Origin of the sequence: Pseudohaliea rubra DSM 19751, assembly GCF_000764025.1 — a bacterium.
GTDB classification, from domain to species: Bacteria; Pseudomonadota; Gammaproteobacteria; order Pseudomonadales; family Halieaceae; genus Pseudohaliea; species Pseudohaliea rubra.
This window is the reverse complement of record NZ_KN234761.1, coordinates 1-22127: the sequence shown is the minus strand read 5'-3', so window position 1 is coordinate 22127 and position 22127 is coordinate 1. Positions and strand designations below refer to the sequence as shown.

At 67.0% G+C, this 22127-nt stretch carries 22 protein-coding genes; 5 read left to right on the top strand and 17 right to left on the bottom strand.

Annotated features, from left to right (window positions below; translation table 11 throughout):
* Together HRUBRA_RS07900 and HRUBRA_RS07895 are read right to left on the bottom strand one after the other, a co-directional pair.
* On the bottom strand, window positions 1-1428 hold the full coding sequence (locus HRUBRA_RS07900) for an aldehyde dehydrogenase family protein (RefSeq protein ID WP_035516137.1): 1428 nt from the start codon (window positions 1426-1428) through the stop codon (window positions 1-3).
* Between the two features lie 332 nt (window positions 1429-1760).
* Window positions 1761-3035 (bottom strand): NRAMP family divalent metal transporter, encoded by a 1275-nt coding sequence (locus HRUBRA_RS07895; protein ID WP_052094525.1) that lies wholly within the window; start codon window positions 3033-3035, stop codon window positions 1761-1763.
* A 150-nt stretch (window positions 3036-3185) separates the two neighbouring features.
* Between HRUBRA_RS07895 and HRUBRA_RS07890 the strand changes: the two genes are divergently transcribed.
* Window positions 3186-4334, top strand: a complete 1149-nt coding sequence (locus HRUBRA_RS07890) for an acyl-CoA dehydrogenase family protein (protein ID WP_035516135.1) — start codon at window positions 3186-3188, stop codon at window positions 4332-4334.
* Between the two features lie 6 nt (window positions 4335-4340).
* Here HRUBRA_RS07890 and HRUBRA_RS07885 read toward each other — a convergent pair whose 3' ends face one another.
* Window positions 4341-5537: a CaiB/BaiF CoA transferase family protein gene (locus HRUBRA_RS07885; RefSeq protein ID WP_035516133.1), complete on the bottom strand. Its 1197-nt coding sequence runs from the start codon at window positions 5535-5537 to the stop codon at window positions 4341-4343.
* Window positions 5538-5708: 171 nt separating this feature from the next.
* On the opposite strand from HRUBRA_RS07885, the gene HRUBRA_RS07880 reads away from it, so the two are divergent.
* Window positions 5709-6188 (top strand): c-type cytochrome, encoded by a 480-nt coding sequence (locus HRUBRA_RS07880; protein ID WP_236629815.1) that lies wholly within the window; start codon window positions 5709-5711, stop codon window positions 6186-6188.
* Between the two features lie 14 nt (window positions 6189-6202).
* Window positions 6203-7210, top strand: coding sequence for an NAD(P)H-binding protein (locus tag HRUBRA_RS07875; protein WP_035516132.1), 1008 nt, complete (start codon window positions 6203-6205; stop codon window positions 7208-7210).
* Window positions 7211-7225: 15 nt separating this feature from the next.
* Here the strand turns inward: HRUBRA_RS07875 and HRUBRA_RS07870 are convergent, their stop codons facing one another.
* The 6 genes from HRUBRA_RS07870 to purC form a co-directional block, all read right to left on the bottom strand.
* Window positions 7226-7894: a cytochrome b/b6 domain-containing protein gene (locus HRUBRA_RS07870; protein WP_035516130.1), complete on the bottom strand. Its 669-nt coding sequence runs from the start codon at window positions 7892-7894 to the stop codon at window positions 7226-7228.
* Complete coding sequence (locus HRUBRA_RS07865; protein ID WP_052094530.1) at window positions 7894-8607, bottom strand: NUDIX domain-containing protein; 714 nt, start codon at window positions 8605-8607, stop codon at window positions 7894-7896. Before HRUBRA_RS07865 ends, HRUBRA_RS07870 begins: the two co-directional genes overlap by 1 nt.
* Before the next feature lie 11 nt (window positions 8608-8618).
* Window positions 8619-9932, bottom strand: a complete 1314-nt coding sequence (locus HRUBRA_RS07860; RefSeq protein ID WP_035516127.1) for an amidohydrolase — start codon at window positions 9930-9932, stop codon at window positions 8619-8621.
* A gap of 62 nt (window positions 9933-9994) precedes the next feature.
* Complete coding sequence (locus HRUBRA_RS07855) at window positions 9995-10393, bottom strand: protein tyrosine phosphatase family protein (protein WP_035516126.1); 399 nt, start codon at window positions 10391-10393, stop codon at window positions 9995-9997.
* Window positions 10394-10481: 88 nt separating this feature from the next.
* The gene (locus HRUBRA_RS07850; RefSeq protein ID WP_035516124.1) at window positions 10482-11255 is read right to left on the bottom strand and encodes a sulfite exporter TauE/SafE family protein; all 774 of its coding nucleotides are present in this window, start codon (window positions 11253-11255) and stop codon (window positions 10482-10484) included.
* 3 nt (window positions 11256-11258) lie between these two features.
* Window positions 11259-12362 carry a phosphoribosylaminoimidazolesuccinocarboxamide synthase gene (gene purC, locus HRUBRA_RS07845; protein WP_035516122.1) on the bottom strand — a complete coding sequence of 368 codons (1104 nt, stop codon included), beginning with the start codon at window positions 12360-12362 and terminating at the stop codon, window positions 11259-11261.
* Window positions 12363-12473: 111 nt separating this feature from the next.
* On the opposite strand from purC, the gene HRUBRA_RS07840 reads away from it, so the two are divergent.
* Window positions 12474-14507 (top strand): TonB-dependent receptor family protein, encoded by a 2034-nt coding sequence (locus tag HRUBRA_RS07840; protein WP_035516121.1) that lies wholly within the window; start codon window positions 12474-12476, stop codon window positions 14505-14507.
* An 8-nt stretch (window positions 14508-14515) separates the two neighbouring features.
* Here HRUBRA_RS07840 and HRUBRA_RS07835 read toward each other — a convergent pair whose 3' ends face one another.
* The 5 genes from HRUBRA_RS07835 to tsaB all read right to left on the bottom strand — a co-directional run bounded on the left by HRUBRA_RS07835 (window position 14516) and on the right by tsaB (window position 19386).
* Window positions 14516-15526, bottom strand: coding sequence for a tryptophan--tRNA ligase (locus HRUBRA_RS07835; protein WP_035516177.1), 1011 nt, complete (start codon window positions 15524-15526; stop codon window positions 14516-14518).
* A gap of 97 nt (window positions 15527-15623) precedes the next feature.
* Entirely contained in the window at window positions 15624-16934 is a 1311-nt protein-coding gene (locus HRUBRA_RS07830) for a M18 family aminopeptidase (protein WP_035516120.1), read from the bottom strand.
* Between the two features lies 1 nt (window position 16935).
* Complete coding sequence (locus HRUBRA_RS07825) at window positions 16936-17826, bottom strand: NAD(P)-dependent oxidoreductase (protein WP_035516118.1); 891 nt, start codon at window positions 17824-17826, stop codon at window positions 16936-16938.
* A gap of 28 nt (window positions 17827-17854) precedes the next feature.
* Window positions 17855-18652 (bottom strand): undecaprenyl-diphosphate phosphatase, encoded by a 798-nt coding sequence (locus HRUBRA_RS07820; protein WP_035516175.1) that lies wholly within the window; start codon window positions 18650-18652, stop codon window positions 17855-17857.
* Window positions 18652-19386 (bottom strand): tRNA (adenosine(37)-N6)-threonylcarbamoyltransferase complex dimerization subunit type 1 TsaB, encoded by a 735-nt coding sequence (gene tsaB / locus HRUBRA_RS07815; protein WP_035516117.1) that lies wholly within the window; start codon window positions 19384-19386, stop codon window positions 18652-18654. Before tsaB ends, HRUBRA_RS07820 begins: the two co-directional genes overlap by 1 nt.
* 71 nt (window positions 19387-19457) lie before the next feature.
* On the opposite strand from tsaB, the gene mobA reads away from it, so the two are divergent.
* Window positions 19458-20063 carry a molybdenum cofactor guanylyltransferase MobA gene (mobA, locus tag HRUBRA_RS14695; protein ID WP_052094523.1) on the top strand — a complete coding sequence of 202 codons (606 nt, stop codon included), beginning with the start codon at window positions 19458-19460 and terminating at the stop codon, window positions 20061-20063.
* Here mobA and adk read toward each other — a convergent pair.
* From adk to HRUBRA_RS07795, 3 genes are all read right to left on the bottom strand, one after another.
* Window positions 20056-20706: an adenylate kinase gene (gene adk / locus HRUBRA_RS07805; RefSeq protein ID WP_035516116.1), complete on the bottom strand. Its 651-nt coding sequence runs from the start codon at window positions 20704-20706 to the stop codon at window positions 20056-20058. The two genes, mobA and adk, sit on opposite strands and share 8 nt — an antisense overlap.
* Window positions 20707-20821: 115 nt before the next feature.
* Window positions 20822-21652, bottom strand: a complete 831-nt coding sequence (mazG, locus tag HRUBRA_RS07800) for a nucleoside triphosphate pyrophosphohydrolase (RefSeq protein ID WP_035516115.1) — start codon at window positions 21650-21652, stop codon at window positions 20822-20824.
* Window positions 21653-21662: 10 nt separating this feature from the next.
* Window positions 21663-22127: ACT domain-containing protein (locus tag HRUBRA_RS07795; protein WP_035516113.1), on the bottom strand; the 465-nt coding region annotated here is incomplete at its 5' end.

The window sequence follows — 22127 nt, the reverse complement described above, 5'->3', positions numbered from 1 at the left end:
TCAGGTCCCGTAACCCTCGATGGCCTTGATCTCAAGGAAATCGGTAAAGCCGTGTGCGCCCCATTCGCGACCGTTACCGGATTGCTTGTAACCACCGAACGGCACGGCGAAACCGCCCCACTGATTGTTGATATGGATGTTGCCGGCGCGGATCTGCGCCGCCACCCGACGCGCGTGTTCGATATCCTCGCTCTGCACGTAGGCGGCGAGGCCGTAGGGCGTGTCATTGGCGATGCGGATCGCCTCCGCCTCCGTGTCGTAAGGAATCATTGCCAGCACCGGCCCGAAGATCTCTTCCCGGGCAATGGTCATGTCATTGTTGACCGCGGAGAATACCGTCGGCCGGACATAGTAGCCACGCGCCAGGCCTTCGGGCTTGCCCGGACCGCCACAGACCAGGGTCGCGCCCTCTTCAATGCCGCGCTCGATGAGGCCCTGGATCTTGTCCCACTGTACCTTCGAGACCACAGGTCCGACCTGCGTACGGTCATCGGCCGGGTCACCGACCACTACACCCTCGGTTACCCGCCGGGCGATATCCTCAGCCTCGGTCAGGCGCGCGCGGGGTACCAGCATGCGTGACGGCGCGTTACACGACTGCCCGGTATTCTGATACATCTCCTCGACGCCACTGGCCACAGCTTTTTCGAAGTCCGCATCCTCAAGAATGATGTTCGGCGACTTGCCCCCGAGCTCCTGAGTCACGCGCTTGACGGAGGGCGCAGCGTTCTGTGCCACCAGGGTTCCGGCCCGGGTGGACCCGGTGAACGACATCATGTCGATCCCCGGGTGCTTCGCCAGGAAGGTGCCGACGCCGGGGCCGTCGCCGTTGACCATGTTGTAGACACCGGGGGGCACGCCGGCTTCGTCAAGAATTTCGCTGAAAATCCACGCAGACAGCGGCGCCACCTCGCTGGGCTTGAGCACCACCGTGCAGCCCACGGCCAGCGCCGGCGCCACCTTGCAGGCAATCTGGTTGACCGGCCAGTTCCAGGGCGTGATCAGGCCGCAGACGCCGATCGGCTCCTTGACCACGCGGTGCTCGCCGATGGCCTCTTCGAAGGGGTAGTCGCGCAGCACCTTCGCCGCTTCCTTGAGATGTCCGAGCCCGGTGAAGGCCTGGCTGCCACCGGCGAGGCCCTTCGGTGCGCCCATCTCCTCGCTGATCGCGGCGGCAATATCAGCGAAGCGCTTTTCGTAAACCGCAGCACAGGCCTCGAGCAGTTCCACCCGCTCTTCCCGGCTGCTTTGCGCGTAGCTGTCGAAGGCCCGGCGGGCAGCTGCCACCGCACGGTTCACGTCTGCTTCACCGCCAAGGGAAATCCGCGCGCAGCTCTCTTCCGTTGCCGGGTTGATCACCTCGAGGGGGCGGGGCTCGGCCGGGTCGACCCACTGGCCATCAATGTAGAAACGGGTGTAGTCGCGCATGGCTGTCTCCCTGTCTTTGCCAAGGGACATGAGCATAGCGGCAAACAGCGAAGGTACGCCAGCCGTGAAACGGCGCCGGCGGCGGCACGCTTCGGGACATCGTCATCAACCGAGAGCCGCAGACACGCAGAGGCGTCATCTACGAAGTCATCTACGAAGAGGTGGCGCTCCTGGGCGGGTTTTTCGTGGCCGGGGGTCTATCCCTCGCCAACGCCTTTGAGGACAGTTTCCTGCCGGTCTGGCTCAGCGTGGGCGGCGGGCTCCTGCTCATGTTTCAGCTCAAAGGGCTCACCCATCACTACCACTGGGCCTGTCCGCCCTGTAAAGCGACTTCAAAGCAGCCAGCGCCACCAGATGAAAAGAAGAAGAAAACCCAGGAGGTAGGTCAGGCCGAGGCGGGCCAGCCAGACAAAGGCCCGGCCGGGGCGCACCGCCTCAGGCAGCGGCGTGCGGAAAACGAGCAGGTAATTCAGCCAGGCGAAGAAAGGCGTCGTCAGGAAGGCCATGATCATGGCGAAGTTCATCATCGGCATGAGCGCGGTGGAGAAAAACACAAGGATTGCCACCGCCGCGAGCGCCAGCCCAAGGATCCAGCGCAGCGCCGAAAACTCGCTCGGCGCCGCCGCCTGCCGGGTGAGCCGCTGCCAGGCCTCCGCGAGAACCCGTGCATAGCCGTCGAGGGCCGTGATGGTACTGCCAAAGATGCAGAGAAAAGCGATCAGTGCGATCAGCGGCCCGGACCAGCTGCCGATCGTTGCCGCATAGAGACCGACCAACTGCCGGGCGAAGCCGATTCCCGACTCCGCGAGCTCGACCCCGGTGCCATAAAGAATCAGCGCGCCCAGGGCCAGGAACACGACCGCGAGCACCGTCGTAACGACGTAGCCGATATTGAAATCACGCAGCGCAGAAGCAGGCGTCACCGCCTGGAGTTCACGCTGGCGCTTCAGCCACTGCGAGGTGATGCTGGAAATCTCGATCGGCGCGGGCATCCAGCCCATGGTTATCACGATGAAGCCGATGGCCGCGGCGGAGAGGGCTCTCGGTGCCACGAAACCCGGCGTCGGCACGGCGGCCTTGCCCGCTGCTATCGCCACCGCGGTCAACGTTGCGGCGGTGAGCGAAATCATGATCCCCTTGGACAAGGCGCTGAGAGCCCGGAAACGCCCGGCAGCAAGCAGTCCAAGGCAGGCCAGGAGCGTCAGGCCGCTGAGCAGCTTCAGGCTTGCGGTAAACGGCAGGAAGTAACCGAGCAGGCTGGCACTGAACAGGGTCAGGGCGGCGACATTGACCATACCGCTGATCAGCGCCAGCGCTGCAAAGGCAGTGAGGTAGGGCCGACCCAGGCGCGCATAGCCCTCCACGAGGCTCTCGCCGGTGCCCATGGTGTAGTGAACCCCGGCGCGGAAAAACGGATACTTGAACAGATTGACCAGCAGCACCAGGGCTAGCAGTTGCCAGCCATAAATGGCACCGGCCTTGGTAGAGGCGACGAGGTGGGAACCGCCGACGGCAGCGGCGGCCATCATGATACCGGGGCCGAGAGAGCGCAGCAGTGGAATGCCCTCCGGCACGACAGCACCCGCCAGACTTTCAGACCTATCCATCGCCAACACAGCCTCCCCGACCGCTATACTCAGCACACTTCGCCGCCGCAGCCTGCACCAGTTTTGAGGCGAGGTAAATTTTTAGTCATACTTCTGCGATCCAGTTGGCATTGTCCAGCAGCACCAACCTGAAACACAGAGGAAGCCCTCATGACCCAGGACGCCGGTCTTGAAACCATGCAACTGTTCCGCGACATGGCCCGGCGGGCCTTCGAACAGGAAATCAGCCCCCATTTCGAGGCGTGGGAAGAAGCGCACCTCGTGCCGAGGGAGCTCTGGCGCACCCTGGGCGAGGCAGGACTGCTCTGCCCCGACGTGGACGAAGCCTACGGCGGCGCCGGCACCTCTCCCCACGTCACCCTGGCACTCATCGAGGAACTCTCGGCCATGGGCTTCGGCGGCATCGCCAGCGGCTACGGTATCCACTCGAACATCGTCGCGCCGTACCTGTCGCGCCATGGCACCGAGGCACAGAAACAGCAATGGCTGCCGCGCATGGTCACCGGCGAGGCCGTAGGCGCTCTTGCCATGACCGAGCCCGGCGCCGGCTCCGACGTGCAGGCGATCCGCACCAACGCAGTCCGCGACGGCGACGGATGGATCCTCAACGGTTCCAAGATCTTCATCACCAACGGCATTCACGCCGACCTGGTCATCGTGGCGGCGATCACGGATCCGGGCAAGGGCGCCAAGGGCACCAGCCTGTTTCTCGTAGACGCCCACTTGCCGGGCTTCGAGAAGAGCAAGAAGATCGAAAAAATCGGCCAGCACAGCTCGGACACTGCGCAGCTGTTCTTCCAGGACGTGCGCCTGCCCGCGGACGCCCTCCTCGGCGAGGAGAACCGGGGTTTCGTGATCATGATGGAGGAACTGCCCCGGGAGCGCCTGGGCATCGCCGCGCAGGCCGTGGCCGCCGCAGAGGGGGCACTGGCCCTCACCGTGGACTACGTGCAGGAGCGCAAGGCCTTTGGCCAGACCATCGGCGCCTTCCAGAATACGCGCTTCAAGCTCGCCGACGTGAAGACGGAAATCGCCCTCAACCGGGCGCTCTACGAGCAGTGCGCCGACGAATACGCCCGCGGCCAGCTGACCGCCGACAAGGCGGCAATGCTCAAGCTCGCATCCTGTGAAATGCAGTGCAGCACCGTGGACGACTGCCTGCAGCTCTTCGGCGGCTACGGTTACACTGCCGAATACCCGATCTCCCGCTTCTACACCGACGCGCGCATCCAGCGCATCTATGGCGGGTCCTCGGAAATCATGCGCGAGCTGGTGGCCCGCACTATGCTCGGCAAATAGCCGCGTCTAGGCGATCACGCCTTCGGCACGCAGCGCCGCCAACTCCTCACCCGACAGGCCGAGTAGTCCGCCGAGCACTTCCTCGTTGTGACTGCCAACGGCCCCGCCGGGCCACTCGGTGCGGCCCGGCGTTCCCTCCAGGCGCGGTAGAATTGCCGGTATCTTAAGCGGCTTGCCGTCCACTTCCACCGTTTCGAACAGACCGCGTGCCCGATAGTGCGGGTCCGCCACCATGTCGGCGACGCTGTAGATAGGCCCCACGGGGACTCGCGCCGCCTCGAGCTGCTCGATCACCTCGGCCGCAGCGAGCCCGGCACACCACGCGGCCAGGGCCGCGTCGATAGCCGCCTCGTGCTGCACCCGCCCCGCATTGTCGGCCAGCGCCGGGTTCTCGGCCATGTCCGACCGGCCGGCGACGACCATAAGGCGCTTGAAGATGGAGTCACCGTTGCCGCCGATGATCACATGGCGTCCGTCGGCGCAGCGGTAGGTATTGGTCGGTACGATGCCGGTGATGGTCGTACCGGAGGGCTCCCGGATCACGCCGGCACCATCGAATTCCGGAACGATGGCCTCCAGGAGATTGAAAATCGATTCGTAAAGCGCCACGTCGACGGTCTGTCCCGCACCGCTGCGCTGGCGCTCGATGACGGCGAGGGCAATGCCCAGGGCCGCGTGGATCGCCGAGAGGGTATCGCCGAGGGAAATATTGGGGCGAACCGGCGCCTCGCCGGGCTCCCCGTTGATATAGCGGAAGCCGCCAAAGCCTTCGGTCACCGATGCATAGCCGGGCTTGTTCGCATTAGGCCCGGTCTGCCCGTAGCCGGAGATCCGCGCGTAAATAAGCCCGGGGTTGCGCGCCTTGAGCACCTCGGGCCCGAGCCCCCACTGCTCCATGGCCCCGGGCCGGAAGTTCTCCACGAGCACATCGGCGTCGTCGAGAAGCGCCAGGGTCAGGGCCCGGCCGCGCTCGCTCTTCAGATCCAGGGTCACGGACTTTTTATTGCGCCCGAGGCTGCGGTACCAGAGCGAGGTGCCGTCCCGAACCTCGCGCCAGCCGCGAATGGGGTCACCGCCGGGAGGCTCGACCTTGATCACCTCGGCGCCGAAGTAAGCCAGGATGGTTCCCGTAAAGGGCCCCGCCAGCAGTTGCCCCAGCTCGATGACCCGAAGACCCTCCAGCGGACGCGTTCCCTCGCTCATGGACTCCCCTCCCCGTTGGTCCGCGCCGCAGTTTACCCGCCGCGCGCGGGGCTGGCGAGCCGCGTAGACCCCGGGGGTCCTGCTGGCGCCGCCCGGGGCATCTGTTAGCATAGCTGGAGCGGCGGCGAACTGCCGGCGCGCCCCTTTTAAGGCCAGAGGAGAAACCCGCCCATGCCGATGCCCCTGAAACGCATTCTCGCCGCGACAACCGTCGCCGCCACCCTCTTCACAGCACCGCTCGTCAGTGCGCGCCTCGATTCCAAGGAGCCGCTGCAGTCCTATCGGCAGTCCTACTTCGCCATCGTCGCCATGAACTTCGGCCCCATCGCCGACATGGTCAAGGGCGATATCCCCTGGGACCTCGAGATGCTACAGGGCTGGGCGAAGGATCTGGAAACTGTCACCGAGCTAAACCTCCTGCGCGGCTTCGCGCCGGGCTCCGAAAAGGGTACGACCCGCGCCAAGCCCGCGATCTGGGACAACATGGACGACTTCGAAGCCAAGCTGACGGACCTCAGCGACGCAGCCAAAGCCCTGGACAAGGCGGCCGAAGGCGGCGACCGGGCGGCCATTGCCGAGGCCGTGAAGGCCACAGGCGGCACCTGCAAGGCCTGTCACGACGACTACAAGTCCAAGGACTACCTGTACTGATTCCGGGAGGCGCCGTGGCGGGAGCCTCCCCCGGCCGCGCGGTCTTCGTCGCCGGCGCCAGCGGCTATAGCGGCCGTGCGCTGGTGCGCGAACTCTGCGCCCGGGGGCACCGCGTAGTCTGCCTGGTACGGCCGCGAAGCGGCGTCGGCGGCCGTGACAGCCCCGAAGACCTCGCCCGGGCTCTCCCGGACGCTGAGTTCCGGGTAGGCGACGTCTCGGATCCGCACAGCCTGCGCGAAGACGGTTTCGCCGGCGAGTCCTTTGACGCCGTCTTCTCCTGCCTCGCCACCCGCGGCGGCGGCGTCCGCGATGCCTGGACCGTGGAGTTCGAGGCCAACCGGGTGCTGCTGGACGCGGCGCTGACGGCCGGCGTTCCCCACTTCGTGCTGCTCTCGGCGATCTGCGTGCAGCGACCGAAGCTCGCCTTCCAGCGGGCCAAGCTGACCTTCGAGGCATTGCTCGCGGCCAGCGGCCTGCGCTACTCCATCGTCCGCCCCACCGCTTTTTTCAAGTCTCTGGCCGGCCAGCTTCCACGGGTGCTCGCCGGCAAGCCCTACCTGCTTTTCGGCAACGGCGAACTGACCGCGTGCAAGCCCATCAGCGAGCGGGACCTGGCCTGCTACCTCGTCGACTGCCTGGACGACCCGATGCGGCACGACGCCATCCTGCCCGTCGGCGGGCCCGGCCCGGCGCTCACGCCCCGGGCCATGGGGGAGCTGCTGTTCCGGCTGAGTGGCCGGCCCCCGCGCTACCGCAGCGTCCCGCCGGGGCTGTTCACCGCGGTCGGCGGCGTGCTCGGCGCGCTTGGCCGGGTAGTTCCTTCACTGGTCGACAAGGCAGAGTTCGCACGCATCGGGCACTACTACGCCACCGAATCCATGCTGCTCTGGGACGAGACGCGCGGCGCCTACGACGCCGCGGCGACGCCATCCTTCGGCGAAGATACGCTAGAGGCCTTCTACGAGCAGGCGCTGGCAAAGGGACTTGCCGGCCAGGAACTGGGCGACCACGCCCTGTTCTGACTCAGCGCGCCGCGGCTACCACCAGGACGACACCGGTTCCGGCGCCGCGGCGAAGATCGCGAGCAGCGCCAGCGCCACCAGGTCCAGGATCAGCAGAGCCCGCCAGAGCGGCGCCGCCGGCCCGGTGCCGACGCGACCGGGCGCACTACCACGGACCATCGGCACGAGGAGCTGCTCACCGCGGCGCCATTGATAGAACAATACGGCCGCCACGTGGAGGCCCACAAAGGCCAGGATGCCGTTGAACAGCCAGCCGTGGACCGCACCGAGCTTGTCAGTGACCGCCTCGTCGGCGGCGTGGTACAGCGGCCCGTCAAAGAGAATCCCGTCGCTGTTGTAGAGACCGGTCAGGGCCTGTACGAGCAGCAGCGACCACAGCAGCATCGCCGACCAGCCACCAAGGGGATTGTGCCCCGGCGTGTCACGTCGGCCCTCACGCAGATAGGCGATAATGGCGCCAGGACCGCGCAGGAAATCGGCAAAGCGCGCCTGGGGGCTGCCGAAGACGCCCCAGGCGAGGCGCGCAAGGACCAGGGTCAGCACCGTATAGCCGATCCAGGCGTGCAGCTCGAGGTGCCCCTCCTCCGCGGTCCACCAGGCCGCGGGCAGGCACAGGGCAATGAGCCAGTGAGACACGCGGACCGGAAGGTCCCAGAGGGGATAGCGGGCTTCAGCCGCTGTCATCACGGGCTGAGGCCTCTGGCGACAAGCGGCACACACTCTTCAGGCAGGTCGCTGCATTGATAGATCCACTGCCGGCCCTCAAGCACACAGCGGTGGCGCGGCCCTGCGGCCGCCGGATCTCCACCGGCATAGGCGGCATCCCCCGGGTAGAGGGTGACCGGCCGTTCCCCCTCCCGTCCGAGCACGGGCTCTACCCGGGGCACGGGCGAGCGGGCCTCGGCAGCGAGCACGCCGGCAAGATCCCGATAGCGCACAAGGTTGAGCAAGGTGATATAGGTCGGGGGCATCAGGTTGAGCGCCCCGGCGGCGTGGGCCGCCAGGGCCTCGCCAAGGCCCAGCCAGCGCGCTTCATGAATCTCGCCGTGATCGATGGTGACCTCGGCGTCGGCCGCCAGGGGCGCGGCGAAAAACCAGGTAGCGAAACGGCGCTTCTCCACCGCCGGCGTAGTCCAGTGACTCAGGGAGACCATGGTCTCCGGGTCAGCCGCGACCCCCGCCTCTTCCCAGGCCTCCCGGGCAGCCGCCAGCCGGGCAGCGCGGTCGGGATCACCCCCGGCCGCAGCGCGGTCGCCATCATCGATGGCGCCCCCGGGAAAGACCCAGAAGCCGCCCGCAAAGAGCAACGCCTTGTTGCGCTTCAGGAGCAGCGTCTCCAGCCGCCCGTCGTGCTCGCGCAAGAGGACGACGGTACTCGCCGGGCGAACCGGTACCACGTCGGACAAGGTCAGCTACCGAGCAGCTCGAGCAGCCCCGTGACCGTCGCTTCAACCCCCAGGGTAATCGACGGCTCCGGCGCCACCTTGAACAGCGGCGAGTGGTGCGAGGGCACTGGCGGCCCGCCGGCCTCCGCCGCGTCGAAGACGGCCTGCGGCGTGCCACCGACCGCGAAGTAGGTACTCGGGATGTAGGGATCGGTGACAAAGAAAGGGAAGTCCTCCGCACCCATACCCTGGCGCTTGGCCGTGTGGAAGACGTCCTCGCCAAAGCGCTCGCCCCAGGTGGCCGTGAGCCGCGCGGTGAGCGCCGGGTCGTTGAGGGTCGGCGGCGTACTCTCGTCGGAAACAATGACCTCGGGCAGAAGGTCCTCCGGCAGACCCGCCGCGCGGCCCGTATGCTCGGCGATGCGGCGGATACCATCCAGAAGCAGCTTGCGTGCGGCGGCGCTCTCGCTGCGCACCGTGAGCTGCAGGTGCGCGCGGTCGGAGATGATGTTGTGCTTGGTGCCGGCGTGGAACGCGCCGACGGTGATCACGCCAGGCTCCCGGGGGGCCAGGCTGCGGCTGACCACGGTCTGCAGCCCGAGCACGATCTGCGAGCCGACCAGGACCGGGTCGATGCCCGCGTGCGGGCTGGCCCCGTGGGCGCCGACACCGTGCACGATGATATCCACCGTGTCCGAGCCGGAGTAAGGCGCCAGCGGCGCCGACAGCTTGCCTGCAGGAATACTGGAGGCAACGTGGAAGGCCATGGCCTGGTCCGGCTTGCCAAAGCGCGCCCAGAGATCGTCTTCCATCATTACCCGGGCCCCGGCGATGAGCTCTTCCGCCGGCTGGCCGATGAGCATGAGCGTGCCGGACCACTCGTCCCTTCGGGCGCCCATCTGCCGCGCCGTACCCACCAGCGCCGTGATATGTACGTCGTGTCCGCAGGCGTGCATTACCGGTACCTCATTGCCGTTGCGGTCCACCTGCATCGCCTCCGAAGCATAGGGCAGGTCGGTCTTTTCCGGCACAGGCAGGCCGTCCATATCGGCGCGCATCATCACCGTCGGCCCCTCGCCATTCTCCAGGATGGCAACAATACCTGTGCGGCCGACGCCCTCGGTGACCACATAACCGGCATCGCGCAGCTCCGAGGCGAGCCGCGCAGCAGTCGCGGACTCCATGAAGGACAGTTCCGGGTTGCGGTGAAAGTGTTCGAAGAGCGGCGCAAGGTGCGCGTCGTAATCGGCCTGAACCGCGTCGGCAAGCTCATCAGCAATGACCGGCGCCGCGGCAAGCGGCAGAGTCAGGCAAAGGATACGGACAATGGATTTCATGCAAGCTCCCGCTGGCGTGACGTTGGAATCGGCGGCCGCTCCGCCGGACGGACAGAGCACCCTCAGCGCCCGGACATGGACACATCGAAGCCGAGGCTGCGGGCGTGCTCCCGCGCCGACTCCTGCTCTTCAGGTGCGCGGCTGGAAATCCACAGGTTCGTGGACCGGGTGCCACTGCGGCAGAACGCGAGGACCGGCCGCTCGCCGTCATCGAAGAGTCGGGCAATGGCGCCGACATCGTCCCCGGGGTAGTTGAAGGCATTGAGGGGATAGTAGTGATACTCGAGGCCCGCGGCCTCGGCGGCGGCGGCAAACTCTGCGGAGCTGGGCTGCTCGAGGGCCTCGCCATCCGGTCGATTGTTCACGATCACCCGGTAACCGGCCTCGGCCAGTGCCGGGAACTCCGCCGGGCTGATCTGTCCGGAAACGCCTACGGTGTCGGTGAGCTTGACGATCTGCATGAATACTCCTTGCTGGCTCGGGCCGCGCCGCCGACGCTGCCCTGTCGTCCTGCGGGGGCAGCATTATAGCCTGCGGCCGAGCCCGACTCTAGGGAGCCGGCACGCCGCTCACGCCCAGCCCTCCAAGGCCGTCGGCGCAGAGTTTGATACCAACGACCACGAGGAAGACGGAGATGATCCGGTAATACACCGCCGGCCGGGACAGGCGTACCAGCCAGTGGCCGATGCGCACACCGACAGGCGCCAGCGGCACCAGTACCAGAGAGTACAGGAGGTTTTCGGCGGAGAACTGCCCGAGCAGGTAATAAGGAAGCAGCTTCAGCGCATTGACTACGGCGAAAAACAGCCCTGCCGTGCCGGCGAAAACCAGGGGCGGCAGCCCCTTGGGCAACAGGTACATGGTGAGCGGCGGGCCCCCTGCGTGAATCGAGAAGCTGGTAAAACCCGCGAGACCCCCGAAGAAACCGGCGGTGCCCGGGTGATGCTCACGGCCGGTCATGGCCTGCAGCCCAAGCAGCGTGAGCACACCGAAGCTTCCGGCAACGGTCCCGACCAGCAGGCGCAGCCAGTGCTCGTTCATGACATCCAGGGTCAGATAACCGAGCACGATACCGACCGCTGCTCCGGGCAGGAGCAACCGCAGGGCCCTGCCGTCGAACTGGCCCCAGTAGGTGCGCACGACTACCGCATCCATCACGCACAGGATCGGCAAGAGGATCGCCGCAGCCTGGGCCGGTGGCATGACCAGCGCCATAAGGGGCACGGCCAGGATCGCCACGGCGCCGCCGAAGCCGCCCTTGGCGATGCCGTAAAGCAGTACGCCGGGGATGCTGACGGCATAGAAAGCCGGGTCGACGAGCACCGGTCAGTCCAGCAGGCCGAGTTCGTCGGCGAGTACTCCCGTGAGTTCTTCCCGCGGCCGTTCCGGCACCGCCAGACGCTCCCCGGTGAGCCGTTCAGCCAGACCCCGGTAGCTGGCCGACACCTGCTCGAAAAGTGCTCGCGGCAGAATCCACTCCCGGGCGAGGGCCTGCCGGGACGCCATGCGGCCCTTGTCGAGGAGCACCGCGGGATCGGGCGCACCGGACAGCAGTGCCTGACGGAAGGCCTCCTTCGAGAACTCCACCACTTCTCCCGCGCGATAGCGGGGCCCGTCCCAGATCCGGGAGGAGTCGGGGGTACCGACCTCGTCGAGGTAGATCAGCTGCGCGGTGCCCTCGGCGGTGTCCACATAGCCGAACTCGAACTTGGTATCGACGAAGACCAGGTCCAGCGCCGCGAGCTCACGCTCGATGAGCCGGAAGCCGGACGCGAGAAGCGTGGTGTAGTGGTCGACATCGCCCGGGTCCTCAAAGCCGAAGGCCGCACGGTGCTTGAGGAGCTGCGCGCGACTGATGTTGACATCGTCCGCTTCGGGCACTCCCGGGAGGCCGCGGAGCACGCCCTTCGTAGAGGGCGTCATGAGCAGCTCGGGCAGCCGCTCATGAGCGCCCAGGCCCTCCGGTAGAGCGATACCGCAGAAGCTGCGCTCACCGGCCTCGTAGGCACGCCACAGAGACCCCGTAATGTACTGCCGGGCAATCGCCTCAAGGGCCAGAGGCCGGGCCCGCTGTACCACCCAGAGAAGCGGGTGCGGAGCTTCCAGCAGGTGTGCCGGCGCAAGGCCCGCGGCGGCGAAACTTCGGAACCAGTGCGCGGCGATGGCATTGAGAGCGGCCCCTTTTCCCGGCACACCGTCCCAGCCGCCCTCGGCACGCCAGAGGCAGTCAAAGGCCGAGAGCCTGTCCGAGATCACCATGATGCCCAGGGGGGCACCCGGCACCACCCGGTAGCCGCGGTCTTCGGCGAGGCGCCGGGAGTCACGCTCCGTCAACCAGTAGACAGCCCGCACCTTGCCGCTGTGCACCGGGGCGCCGGTGCGGATGGGAAGATCATCGTTAACCGCAAGTACCTGCGCTGCGCTGTCCATGGCGGGCCTCCAGCCGGGGGGCGCATGATAGCAGACGGGGCCGGGACGCGGTTTTCGTCCCAGCTGCAGAGCTTTGTTATAGTGCCGCGCCACTGTGTTAAAGGATCTGCCATGTCCCGCTGCCGTGCCGCCCTGCTCTTTTTGTCCGGTCTGATCGCCGCTCCGGCAACCGCTTCCACGGCTCTTGAGGAAATCATCGTGGTCTCTCCACGCCTCGACAGCACCGTGCAGCAGACGCCCTTTGCGATCACCGCCGTCACTGGAGACGATCTTCAGCTCGGACGCCAGCAGATCGGCATCGACGAGGCCCTGGCGCGGGTCCCCGGAGTCTTCTTTCAGAACCGCTATAACCTCAATCAGGATCTGCGCATTGCCATCCGTGGCTTCGGCGCGCGAGCGCAGTTCGGTCAGAGTGGCATTCGCCTCGCGGTAGACGACATCCCGCTCACTACGCCGGACGGCACCAGCCAGGTGGATGATCTGGACATGGGCTCCATGGGTCGTATCGAAGTGTTGCGGGGGCCCTCGGCCGCTCTCTTCGGCACCGCCGCCGGGGGCGCCATCAACATTTACAGCGAGCAGCCGCAGGAGCAGCCCACGGTGGAGACGCGGGCCACCGTCGGCGACTACGGACAGCGGCAGCTGCAGCTCAAGGCCAGCGGTACCAGCGGCGACCTCGGCTACCTCGCGAGCGTCCGCCGCCAGGATCTGGAGGGCTTCCGCGACCATTCACAGGCCGACACAACCACCTTCAACTCCACGTTCCACTACCGCATCGATCCCACGCTGGAGCTGACGGCCGTTTTCGCCGCCCTCGACAAGGAAGCCCGTGACCCCGGTGCCCTGACCCCCGCGGAGCTAGCAGAAGGTCCGCGGGACCGCGCCCGGCAGCTGAATGTCGACTGCGGCGTGCGTGAGACGGCGGACCAGTACCGGACCGGGGTTGTCCTGCGAAAGAGTCTCGGTGAAGGCCAGTCGCTGCGCCTTCGGGGGTACCTGCTGGACCGCCAGTTCGACGCCCGGCTGCCCTGCCCCTTCGTCGATCACACGACCTTCGACCGGCGTTATATCGGTGGTGGCCTTGAATACCAGCTCGCCGGCACCGTCGCAGGACGCAGCAACCGCTTCATCGCCGGGATGGAAGTCACCGCCCAGGAAGATGACCGGGAGCGCTTCGATGCAGACCGCAGCGGCAACCGGGGCGCCCTGACCCAGCGCCAGCGCGAGGCGGTCGATAGCGTCGCCATCTACCTGCAGGATGAGCTGACGCTCAGCGAGACGGTGATGCTGCGCCTGAGCGGGCGCTACGAGGCACTGGACTTCAAGCTGAGCGATGAGTTCCTCGAGGACGGTGATAACTCCGGCGCCATACAGTTCGATGAGTTCACACCCATGGCGGGACTGCTCTGGTCGCCGACGGCCTGGGCCAACCTCTATGCCAACCTGTCCACTTCCTTTGAAACACCCAGCCTGAACCAGCTCGAGGACCCCGCCGGGCCCGGTTTCCTGGAATCCCTTGAGGCTCAGACCTCTACCAACTATGAAGTCGGGGTGAAGGGCCTTGTCGGCGGACGGCTGAGTTACGAGCTGGCGCTCTTCCGCATCGACCTCGAGGATGAACTGGTACCCTTCGAGACCGCCGGCGATGTATTTTTCCGCAATGCAGGCAGCTCCACCCGGGAGGGGCTGGAACTCGCTGCGGAAGCGCAGCTTCGCGAAGGCCTGCGCCTGACCCTGGCGTACAGCTATAACGATTTCCGCTACGATCGCTTCCGGGCGGGCGGCGAGCGTTTTGACGGCAACATGCTCCCGGGCGTACCGGAGTCGCAGCTTTTCGCTGAGCTCGCCTGGACCCACAGCGACGGCTGGTATGCCACCTGGGACCTGCTGCGCGTCGGCGAGCTCTATGCCGATGACGCCAACAGCCCCGCGGCGCAGGTAGACGGCTACACGGTCAGCAACCTGCGCCTCGGTCGCCGCTACCAGAGGGGCCGGCTGGCCGTGAGCCCCTACCTCGGCATCAACAACCTGTTCGACGAGGCCTTCTTCGCCAACGTGCGCGTGAACCAGACGTTCAACCGCTTTATCGAACCGGCGCCGGGCCGCAACTTCTACGGGGGGATCGGCCTCAGCTACCGGCTCTGAGGGAAGCCTCAGGCATCCACAGGCGCGATGCCGACGGCCTCGCGCACCCGCTCCATGAGCGGCACCGCTACGGCCCGGGCGCGCTCGGCGCCGGCCTTCAGTACCGCCTCGATGTAGCCCGGGTCGGCCAGGAGCGCCTCATAGCGTTCCCGCGCGGGGGACAATTCCTCGTTGATCAGTTCGAAGAGCTGCTTCTTGGCCTCGCCCCAGGCTATGCCCGCGGCAAACTCCCTGCGCATGCGCTCCACCTCCGCCGGCGGCGCGAAGGCGGACCAGATCTGGAATACCGTAGAGCGCTCCGGGTCCTTGGGCTCACCGGGCTCGAGCAGGTTGGTCTTGATCTTGTTGACCGCCTTGCGCAGCTTTTTCTCGCCCTCGAAGAGCGGAATGGTGTTGCCGTAGCTCTTGCTCATCTTGCGTCCGTCCAGGCCCTGGAGCACGGCGACGCTGTCGTCCACCACCGCATCAGGCAGCGTGAACAGCTCGGCAAAGTTATGATTGAAGCGCTGGCCGATATCCCGAGCCATCTCCAGATGCTGGAGCTGATCACGCCCCACGGGGACGTGGGTCGCATTGAACATGAGAATATCCGCGGCCATGAGCACCGGGTAGTTGAACAGACCCATGGTGACGCCGTAATCCGGGTCCTCCCCCGCTTCCTCGTTCGCCTGCACCGCGGCCTTATAGGCATGGGCCCGGTTCATGAGCCCCTTGGCAGCGCTGCAGCCGAGGATCCAGGTAAGCTCCGGGATCTCCGGTACGTCGGACTGGCGGTAGAACACAGCCTGTTCCGTATCCAGGCCGAGGGCGAGCCAGGTGGCGGCGATCTCCCGGGAGGAGCGCCGCACCTGCGCGGGATCCGTGCATTTGATGAGAGCGTGGTAGTCAGCCAGAAAAAAGAAGTAGTCGGCTCCGCCAGCGTTCACCGCCTCGATCGCAGGCCGGATGGCGCCGACATAGTTGCCGAGGTGCGGCGTCCCGGTCGTAGTGATGCCGGTGAGATACCGCTGCTTGCCCATGCCTTGCGCCCCCTGGAAAAAGCCGCCAATGATACCGGGTTTGCCGGCCATTGCTATCGGTCGAAATCCCGCACGCTCACGCAGTGCGCGTGAGGCGTCAGGGCCGAGAGTCCGCGCCCGGGAACAGCGGCTCCGGGGCCTCGTAGAACGCGCGCAGCACGCGGCAGAGCGCCGGGGCGTCCTCGCTGCCCGCGGTCTCACGGATCGAGTGCATGGCAAAGGTAGGCACACCCACATCCAGCGTGCGCACACCGACCTCCGCAGCCGTGAGCGGGCCAATGGTGCTGCCACAGGCCATATCCGTCCGCGTCACGAAGCTTTGTACGGGCACAGCGACCTGCTTCGCAAGCTGCCGGAACAGCGCCGAAGTCTCACTGTTGCTCGCGTAGCGCTGATTCGCATTAAGCTTGATCACCGGACCGCCGCCGAGCCGCGGCCCGTGGTTGCCGTCGTGTCGATCAGGGTAGTTCGGGTGTACCGCGTGGGCGTTATCCGCGGAGATAAGCAGGGAGCGGTCGACCAGGCAGGAGAAGGCCTCGCCGTCGCCCGCAATGCGCTGCAGCACGGAGCGAAGGAACGGGCCCTGCGCGCCGGCGGCGGACACGCTGCCTACCTCCTCATGATCATTGCACACCAGGAGACCGGGCTCGCCCTCCTCGCTGTCGAGGAGTGCGCGCAGCCCCGTGTAGCAGGACAACAGGTTATCGAGGCGCGCGCTGGTGATGAACTGCCCCTGCAGCCCGACCCGCGCCGGCGGCTGTGTGTCGTAGAGGTTGAGTTCGTAGGCGAGCACCTCGGCGGGGGCGAGGCCCCGGTCCCGGAGGTGCTCCTCGAGAAGTGCGCGCAGCGCTGGCTCCTCGCCGTCGCCGGGCAGGCAGAGCAGTGGCAGAATATCCGTTTGCGGGTTGACGCTGCGACCGCTGTTGGCCTCCCGGTCCAGGTGGATAGCGAGGCTCGGGATCACCGCGAGGGCTTCGCGCAGATCGACGAGCGCTGTCCCCAGAGTGCCATCCTGGCAACTAAAACTGACTCGACCGGCGATCGACAGGTCGCGGTCGAACCACGGATTCAACAGCGCGCCGCCGTAGACCTCAACGCCCAGCTGATAGCAGCCGTGGCGTGTAAGGTCCGGGTTCGGCTTGATCATGAGGCACGGGCTGTCCGTGTGTGCTCCCACCATGCGCAGACCCGCAGTCCGCTCCCTGCCGAGGCGGAACGCTACCAGACTGGAGCCGTTACGCGTGGTGTAGTAGCGCCCCCCGGGCGCGAGGGACCAGCTGCGGTCCTCCGGCAAGGCCGTGTAACCCGCAGCCCCGAGGGCCTCAGCCATGGCCTCCACGGCGTGAAAGGGCGTCGTCGCGCGGGAGAGGAAGGCAAACAGACCCTCGTTGAAGGCGGCGCTGCCCATGTCAGCGCTCCTCCGGGCCGAGATCGGCGATGGCGCGCAGCCGTGCAAACAGGCTGGAAGTGTCCCAGCGCCCGCCGCCCATGTGCTGCACGTCCGCGTAGAAACTGTCTACCAGGCTGGTCAGAGGCAGCCCGAGCTTGTGCCGGTTCGCCTCCTCGAGCACCAGGCCGAGATCTTTGCGCATCCAGTCGACAGCAAAACCATGCTCGTAATCGCCGGCAAGCATGGTCTCGTAGCGGTTCTCCATCTGCCAGGACTGAGCGGCCCCCTGGGCAATCACTTCTACCACCGCCGCGCCGTCAAGGCCTGCGCGCTCGGCAAAGGCCAGACCCTCGGCCAGTCCCTGAACGACACCGGCAATGCAGATCTGGTTGACCATCTTGGCCAGCTGTCCGCTGCCTGCGGGACCGAGACGCCGGGCACAGCGTGCGTAGGCGGCGAGCACGGGCTCGGCATGGGCGAAGGCATCCTCATCACCGCCGGCCATGACCGTGAGCGCGCCCTTTTCAGCGCCGGCCTGGCCGCCGGAGACCGGCGCGTCGAGGAAGGCAACGCCGCGCGCAGCCGCTGCGCCCTGCAGCTCCCGGGCGAGCCGCGCGGAAGCGGTAGTGTGATCGACCAGCAGGCTTCCCGCCGCCATGACCGGCAGCGCGCCCTGCTCCCCGAGAACCACCGCGCGCACATCGTCATCATTGCCGACGCAGACAAAGACCAGGTCCGCGCCGTCGGCGGCCTCGGCCGGCGTCGCGCCGCGAGCGCCGCCATGTTCGGCGCACCAGGCCTCAGCGCGGGCCGCCGTGCGGTTATACACGGTCACGCCGTAGCCGGCCGCGGCAAGGTGCCCCGCCATGGGATAGCCCATGACGCCCAGGCCGATAAACGCAACCTTCATGGTGTTTCCCCGCCCGATAAAACGATCATTATGCCAACCACAGGGCGTACAGCACCAGCGAGAGGCAGACCCGGTAAGCAGCAAAAGGCAGAAGGCCGATACGATCGACCCAGCGCAGGAACAGCGCGATGCAGCTGTAGGCGCAAAGGCCGGCAAGGAGCGCCGCCAGGGCCAGCGGCAGCCAGGGGACCGCTGCGGGCGCCGAGGCCAGCTGTGCGACCTTTAAAAGCCCCGCCCCGGCTATCACCGGGATCGACAGCAGGAACGAGAAACGGGCCGCCGCCGTGCGCCCCACGCCGAGGAGCATGGCCGCGGTCATGGTGATGCCGGAGCGGGAGGTGCCGGGAACGAGCGCCAGCACCTGTGCCAGGCCGATGGCCACGGCCGCGACGAGCGTGACTGTCGTGCCCCCGGCCCGCCGACTCGCCCGATGCGCAGCGACGAGCAGCAGCCCGAAGAGCAGCGTCGTGCTGGCGATGACCGGCAAGTTGCGCAGCCGCGCCTCGACAAAATCGCCGGCGAGAAAACCCGCCAGCACAACCGGCAGCGTGCCCAGGGCCAGCGCCAGTACCTCCCTCGCCGGCACCGTCAGACGCCGCTGGACCAGGGCACTGCCGGTACCCACAGCAAGCTCCGCGAGATCACGCCGGAAATAGAACAGCACCGCGGCGAGGGTGCCGACATGCACGGCCACGTCGAAAGCGAGCCCCTGATCCGGCCAGCCGAACACGAGCCCCGGAATCACCAGGTGCGCCGAACTGGAGATGGGCAGGAATTCCGTGAGCCCCTGCACCAGCGCGAGGAGCGCCGCCTGCCAGGGCTCGATCACCGGGCCCGGCCCTGTTCGGCCAGGGTCTTCCAGCGGTCGCCGCCCTGGACATAGAGGGGAGCAACGCCGGCCGCGCTGCCTGCCTCGCCCGCGGCGAGGCAGGCCCGGGCCAGCGGCACCAGGTCCTCAGCCTCCGGCAGCAGTGCGGGCGCCGAGCCCGCGAAGGCCGGCAGGCCCGCGGGCATGGCATCGGCAAAGGCCGCCCCGGAGCCGACAAGATAAAGCGGACGCCCGGAGGCAACCTCGGCGGCAAGCCTTGACACCGGGAGTGCCTCCGGCCGGCATACGGCCGGTTCGGACAGCGCCCGGGGCAGTTCATCGGTGCAATCGTACAAAGCCCAGTAGAGCTCGCCGATGCGTGCGTCGATGGTACTCAGAATGACACTGCCCGGCGCGGCCTCGCCCCGGCGCAGCGCCGTTTGCGCCTGAATAGCAAGCGTCGGCACACCGGCGATCGGGAGACCAAGGCTGAAGGCGAGACCCTGGGCCGCCGCCGCAGCGATCCGCAAACCGGTAAAGGAGCCGGGGCCGCGCCCGTAGGCGATCAGGTCGAGGCCGAGCGCCGCCAGGGGGGCACTGCCGGCGAGCTCGTGGATCATCGCAAAGAGGCGCTGCTGATGCTGCCGCGGCACCACCTCGTGACGGCTGCGGAGCTCCCCGCCGAGAGCGAGGGCGACACTGCAGGCATCAGTCGCCGTTTCCACGGCGAGCACGGCGGGGCCGTCGCTCATGGCTTGCTCCGGAGTCGCGAGTCGGTGGGCAAGTATCCCATACTTGGCTGGCACTCACCCAGGAGATCACCATGCCCACCCCCACTGCTGCCGAGCCGGTACTCGGCCTGCTCCTGGCAGGCGGCGCCGGGCACCGTGTCGGCGGTGCCGACAAGGGAATGCTTCCCTTCGGGACCAGTACCCTTGCCGGCACCGTCGCCGCACGGCTGCGCCCGCAGGTCGACCGGCTGCTGGTCGCCTGCAACCGCCATGCGACCCGCTACGCGGCCCTCGGCGACGGGGTGGTCAAGGACCGGCGACCGCTCCACCAGGGCCCGCTGGCAGGCCTCGAAGCCGCCCTCGCGGAGCTGCCCCCAAACTGGCTGCTGGCCCTCGCCCCCTGCGACGTCCCCGCCCTGCCGGTGGACCTCGTGGCGACGCTCCGCGGCGCCCTGGTCGCCCGGAGCGATGCCGTGACCTGGGCTCGCGCCGGCGGCCGCGACCACTATCTCTGCGCGCTGCTCACGGCGGAGGCAGCGCACCAGGTGGGAGCCTATCTCGATGCGGGGGGGCGAAGTGTCCGGGGCTGGTACGACACGCTGGCGGGAAGCGCCGTGGGTTTTTCCGACGAAGCCGACGCTTTCAGCAACTATAACCAGGGGCCCGGAAGCGGCAGCCGCGGAGCGGTGCTCAGCTGATACCGAGGGCGTTGAAAACGCGGGTGCGAATATCGTCAACGGAACCGACGCCCTCGACCCGGTGATAGTCGGGCGCACTCTGCCCCTCCATCTCCCGGTAGAAAGCGACGAGGGGGCTGGTCTGTTCGTGGTAGACCGCAAGACGCTTGCGTACCGTATCTTCCCGGTCGTCGTCGCGCTGCACCAGTGCGTCGCCGGTCTCATCATCGACGCCGGGGACTTTCGGTGGGTTGTGCTCCAGGTGGTAGACCCGTCCGGACGGCGGGTGCACGCGGCGCCCGGAAAGACGGCCGACGATCTCCTCGTCGTCCACGGCGATCTCTAGCACGTGGTCGAGATCGACACCGGCATCGACCATGGCCTGGGCCTGGGGAATGGTTCGCGGGAAACCGTCGAAAAGAAAACCATCCGCGCAGTCGGGCTGGGCAATGCGTTCGTTGACGAGACCGATGATGATGTCGTCCGAGACCAGGCCCCCGGCATCCATTACCGCCTTTGCGGCAAGACCGAGCTCGCTCTCGGCCTTGACCGCGGCGCGCAGCATGTCGCCGGTGGAGATCTGGGGGATCCCGAGTCGCTCGGTGATGAACTTGGCTTGCGTGCCCTTGCCGGCGCCGGGAGCACCCAGGAGTATCAGACGCATGTATTTTCCTCGTCGTTGCAGTCGCTGGGAAGACGTGGCGGCAGGTACTGGGCGCCGGCCCCGTCGAAAAGGTGCCCAACCTTACACAGCGCCTTCGACAGGCACAAGAGCGTGGCTACCCGCCTTTGGTCGAAGCGAGTGTCGCCTTGGCTGCCGCCCAGCGCTGCTCCAGGGCTTGCGCATCCAGGTTCTCAAGGCGCCCGCCCTCGGCCTGCACCGCCTCCTCCATGGCCCTGATCCGCGCCTCGAACTTTGCATTGGCGCCGCGCAGCGCCGTCTCGCTGTCCACTTTGAGCTGCCGGGCCAGATTCACGCAGGTAAACAGCAGGTCGCCGACCTCCTCGCTGATCGCTGCACCTTCGCCCGCTGTCACCGCCGCACGCAGCTCAGCGAGTTCCTCGTCGAGCTTGGCGAAGACCCCTGCAGGATTCTCCCAGTCGAAGCCGACCCGCGCGGCCCGCTTTTGCAGCTTTTGCGCTCTCGGCAGGGCCGGCAGGGCCCTGGGCACATCGGCGAGGACATGACCCTGGTCGCGGGCGCGACGCTCGTCCGCCTTGATAGCCTCCCACTGCGCCTTGACCTGCTGCTCGTCGAGGTCGCCCCGCATGACCCCCTCGATGGCGCCGGCGGCAAAGACGTGCGGATGGCGGCGCACCAGCTTGTCGGCGAGGGTGTGCACGATCCCCGGGAAGTCGAAAAGCCCGGCCTCGCGCCCGAGCTGGCCGTAGAACACAACCTGAAACAACACATCGCCGAGCTCCTCGGCCACGTGGTCGAAATCGCCCTGCTCGATCGCATCGGCGAGCTCGTAGCACTCCTCGATCGTCGAGGGGACGATGCTCTGGAAATCCTGTTTCAGGTCCCAGGGGCAGCCCGTTTCCGGGTCCCGGAGTCGCTCCATGATACGTAACAGATCGTCGAGGCCGTAACAGTCTTGGTCGGGCACGGAGGCTCCTTCAGCGGTTCAGGCGGGCGGCAGAAATCACGTTCTTCAGGCGGTTGAGGCGCTCCAGTAGCTTCGCAAGGGAGCCGAGATCGGTAATCTCCACCGTGAGGCGCATGGTCGCCGTGTGCGTATGCTTGTTCGACAGGGTGTTGATGGCCAGGACGTTGGTGCGCGCATTGGCGAAGAGCTCGGTCACATCGCGGAGCAGCCCCTGACGATCATAGGCTTCGATAGCGAGATCCACCTCAAAGCGATCGCCCTCGGCCGCGCCCCAATCGACCTCGATAATGCGCTGCGGGGCCTCTTCCTGAAACTGCATGACCCGCGGGCAATCGGCCCGGTGCACGCTGACGCCCCGCCCCTGCGTGATATAGCCGACGATCCGGTCTCCGGGCAGCGGTTTGCAGCAGCCGGCCATGTGCGTCAGCAGGTTGCCCACCCCCTGCACCTCGACCTTGCCGCCGCGACCCCGGCG

Coding starts and splice junctions, on each gene's coding strand:
- HRUBRA_RS07890 (WP_035516135.1), top strand. CDS start 3,186: ATGACCCAGGACGCCGGTCTTGAAACCATGCAACTGTTCCGCGACATG.
- adk (WP_035516116.1), bottom strand. CDS start 20,706: ATGCGTCTGATACTCCTGGGTGCTCCCGGCGCCGGCAAGGGCACGCAA.
- HRUBRA_RS07830 (WP_035516120.1), bottom strand. CDS start 16,934: ATGGGCAGCGCCGCCTTCAACGAGGGTCTGTTTGCCTTCCTCTCCCGC.
- tsaB (WP_035516117.1), bottom strand. CDS start 19,386: ATGAGCGACGGCCCCGCCGTGCTCGCCGTGGAAACGGCGACTGATGCC.
- HRUBRA_RS07825 (WP_035516118.1), bottom strand. CDS start 17,826: ATGAAGGTTGCGTTTATCGGCCTGGGCGTCATGGGCTATCCCATGGCG.
- HRUBRA_RS07855 (WP_035516126.1), bottom strand. CDS start 10,393: ATGCAGATCGTCAAGCTCACCGACACCGTAGGCGTTTCCGGACAGATC.
- HRUBRA_RS07870 (WP_035516130.1), bottom strand. CDS start 7,894: ATGACAGCGGCTGAAGCCCGCTATCCCCTCTGGGACCTTCCGGTCCGC.
- HRUBRA_RS07895 (WP_052094525.1), bottom strand. CDS start 3,035: ATGGATAGGTCTGAAAGTCTGGCGGGTGCTGTCGTGCCGGAGGGCATT.
- HRUBRA_RS07840 (WP_035516121.1), top strand. CDS start 12,474: ATGTCCCGCTGCCGTGCCGCCCTGCTCTTTTTGTCCGGTCTGATCGCC.
- mobA (WP_052094523.1), top strand. CDS start 19,458: ATGCCCACCCCCACTGCTGCCGAGCCGGTACTCGGCCTGCTCCTGGCA.
- HRUBRA_RS07860 (WP_035516127.1), bottom strand. CDS start 9,932: ATGAAATCCATTGTCCGTATCCTTTGCCTGACTCTGCCGCTTGCCGCG.
- purC (WP_035516122.1), bottom strand. CDS start 12,362: ATGGACAGCGCAGCGCAGGTACTTGCGGTTAACGATGATCTTCCCATC.
- HRUBRA_RS07885 (WP_035516133.1), bottom strand. CDS start 5,537: ATGAGCGAGGGAACGCGTCCGCTGGAGGGTCTTCGGGTCATCGAGCTG.
- HRUBRA_RS07880 (WP_236629815.1), top strand. CDS start 5,709: ATGCCGATGCCCCTGAAACGCATTCTCGCCGCGACAACCGTCGCCGCC.
- HRUBRA_RS07835 (WP_035516177.1), bottom strand. CDS start 15,526: ATGGGCAAGCAGCGGTATCTCACCGGCATCACTACGACCGGGACGCCG.
- HRUBRA_RS07900 (WP_035516137.1), bottom strand. CDS start 1,428: ATGCGCGACTACACCCGTTTCTACATTGATGGCCAGTGGGTCGACCCG.